General features: G+C 61.1%; 3 protein-coding genes and 1 pseudogene. 1 reads left to right on the top strand and 3 read right to left on the bottom strand.

Features of this window, described 5'->3' with window-relative positions; genetic code table 11:
• Positions 1–265: pseudogene (locus tag FEM54_RS29615) on the top strand (ABC transporter substrate-binding protein); the annotation flags it as partial.
• A gap of 187 nt (positions 266–452) precedes the next feature.
• Here FEM54_RS29615 and FEM54_RS29620 read toward each other — a convergent pair.
• The 3 genes from FEM54_RS29620 to FEM54_RS29630 all read right to left on the bottom strand — a co-directional run bounded on the left by FEM54_RS29620 (position 453) and on the right by FEM54_RS29630 (position 2,693).
• The gene (locus FEM54_RS29620; RefSeq protein ID WP_017138171.1) at positions 453–1,196 is read right to left on the bottom strand and encodes a YkgJ family cysteine cluster protein; all 744 of its coding nucleotides are present in this window, start codon (positions 1,194–1,196) and stop codon (positions 453–455) included.
• 108 nt (positions 1,197–1,304) lie between these two features.
• Positions 1,305–1,787, bottom strand: a complete 483-nt coding sequence (locus FEM54_RS29625) for a GNAT family N-acetyltransferase (protein WP_099548415.1) — start codon at positions 1,785–1,787, stop codon at positions 1,305–1,307.
• Between the two features lie 3 nt (positions 1,788–1,790).
• A complete protein-coding gene (locus tag FEM54_RS29630; RefSeq protein WP_017138169.1) occupies positions 1,791–2,693 on the bottom strand; it encodes a chemotaxis protein CheV in 903 nt (300 codons plus the stop codon).
• Positions 2,694–2,838: the final 145 nt, after the last annotated feature.

Genomic DNA, 2,838 nt, shown 5'->3' on the forward strand with positions numbered 1-2,838 from the left:
AGGCGGCAAGATTGATGCGACGCTGCAAGGCACTGTGGAAATTCGCAGTGCGCTGCTCGACACCCCGGTTGACCAGGATTTCGACTTCATGGGGCCACCCTTGTCCGGTGAACTCTTAGGCAACGGCATTGCCATTGCTGTGCGCAAGTTTGACTCCACTTTGCGCAACGACCTCAATCACGCGCTTGAGCAACTGATGCACAACGGTGAATACCAGCGGATTCTGGCGCCTTATCACTTGGATGAGCCGCCCTCCATTCAATGATGGCCAATTAATTGTGCGGAACATGAGCAGGCCCCGTGTTTTGCAAGCCATGGCCAACAGGCGGGCCTACCCGTTCAACTGTGGGAGCTGGCTTGCCTGCGATGGCATCGCTTCGGTGTACCTGGTGTGCCGAGTTGCCCGCATCGCAGGCAAGCCAGCTCCCACATCCACACTGGCCGCATCGAGCCTAAGCCGCCCTCAACGAGATAAACGCATAGTTGGCCGGCACCTCAGTGGCAATCTGCGCCCCCGCATCCAGCACCTGCTCGGCGATGTCCATGCCGGAGACGTGAAACACCCACTCATTAGCCACCGATGGTTGCTCAATCGCCAACTCAATCGCCTGCGCAAAGGCAGCCATATCCGGCAAATACGCGGTAAACCCATCGCCCTTGAGCGCCGTGGTACGAATACCCAGCAAGGCGCACACGGCCTCCTTGGTCTGCACATCGTCACGGTCGGCCTGGCGTGAGCGGCGGATCAGCTCAGCCAGTTCTGCATCCATCAACTCACCGCCGACGATCAGCGCCGGCCCCTGTTCCCAGGATTCTGGCGGGCAATCCTTGGCGGCGGGGTTCAATGGGATATGCGGGTTGATTTCCATCGGGTAGATGCGACACACCAGTGGGCGACGCTCATAGATGCCACAACGGTTGTCTTCGTCAAGATTGCGGCAACGCCCGGCGTTGTAGGCGGCAAAGGTGATTGCCACAAACGCCTCGGTATTGCCGCTCGGCACTACCACTGAACGGCGTTCGGCATGCTCGCGTTGTTGCACCGGCAAGCCCAGGCCGGTGCCAAGAAAGCCCTCCACCAGCACGATGACGTTACCGCCGTCAGCCGCCCAACTGCGGGCTTCTTCGAGGGTCAAGGGAACGTGATGGTCGCTGCAGCATTTGCCGCAACCCACGCAGGAAAAGTGAGTGTTCATGGAGGATCTGTCACCAGGCAAGGTCAGAGGGCACTCTTGAACGGTGACGGGTTTTTGCCTCTATTCACTGTTCAGGCTCAGTGGAAGCAAGTTATGCGCCAGTGCCGGTCAGTCCTCGGGTACCTGGTCGCGCAGCACAAACACCATGCCGGCACTTTCATACAACTGTCGGGCGCGCTGGTTGGTTTCCAGTACCTTCAGGTCCACACAGGGCTCGCCGCGTTGCTTGAACACGTGGAAGGTATGCAGCAACAAGGCACGCCCCAGCCCCTGGCCTTGGGCGCACGGATGGATCGAGAGGTTCTTGATAAACGCGCTGGTCCAGCACTGGGCCACGCCAAGAATGCCGTCTGCGTTACTGGCCACCAGGCATAGCGTGGGGTCGAACTCGGCGTCGGTGACGAACTGCCGGCGCCATTCTGCCAGGCTGGGGACACGGCCGCCGCCCTGTTCCTGGGTCATGCGCAATACGGCATGGATGGCCGGGGCCAGCTCATCGCGGTAATGATCCAGCCGGGTATTGGCCGGCCACTGCGGTGCTGGCAGGCTGGTAGTAAGGTCGCGGCGCAGCAGTTGGAAATACTCCGCCACCGCTTACAGGCCTTTTTGCGCCACAGTTTGCGCGGCAACCACCAGGCATTTGGTCAGCTCGGGCGACGAGAACTTGGTGAGCACCGCGTCGGCACCGGCCAGGCGGGCCTTCTCGCTGTTCATCGCGCTGTCCAGGGAGGTGTGCAGCAGCACGTAAAGCTCCTGGAAGTCCGGGGTTTCGCGCAGGGTGCGGGTGAGGGCGTAACCGTCCATTTCGGACATCTCGATGTCCGACACCACCACGTTGATCTGCTCGACCGTGCCTTGCAGCTCCAGCAGCACATCAATGGCTTCCTTGGCACTGCGCGCGGTGTGGCACGTCAGGCCGAGGTTGCGCAGGGTGTGTACCGATTGCTGCAGAGCCACCTGGCTGTCGTCCACCACCAGGATTCGCGCGTTGCCGAGCACTTCGGCTTCTTCCATGGTCAAGTCGGTCGGCGCCGCTTCAACGGGGGCCGGGGCAATGCCGTGGATGACCTTTTCGATATCCAGCACCTGCACCAGGCCGCCTTCGACCTGAGTCACGCCGGTGATAAACGAGCGATTACCGCCGGAGCCATAGGGCGGCGGGCGGATGTCGGTGGTCAGGCAATGCACAATCTTGCTCACCGCCTGCACATGCAGGCCCTGCTTGGAACGGCTGACATCGGTGACGATCAGGCAGCCGCCGTTCGGGTCTTGCAGCGGCATCTCACCGAGGGCGCGGCTCAGGTCGATCACCGACAGCGAGGCACCGCGCAGGGTGGCGATGCCTTTGACGTGCGGGTGCGACTCCGGCAGCTTGGTCAGCGGCGGGCAGGGGATGATTTCACTGACTTTGAGCAGGTTGATGGCCATCAGCTTGCCGCTGCGCAAGGTAAAGAGCAGAAGCGAGAGTGAATCTGCGCGGGCTTTGGTGGTGGACATAAAAACCTTCTGTGGATCAGGGATGACGATCTATGGAAGGTTATCGACTCGGGGGAGCCAGGCTTTAACCGGATTTTGTGTCGGGCTGGGCTTGTGTGGGAGCTGGCTTGCCTGCGATGCAGGCACCTCGGTCTTCCAGTTGCAC

The organism is Pseudomonas edaphica, from assembly GCF_005863185.1.
GTDB lineage: Bacteria > Pseudomonadota > Gammaproteobacteria > Pseudomonadales > Pseudomonadaceae > Aquipseudomonas > Aquipseudomonas edaphica.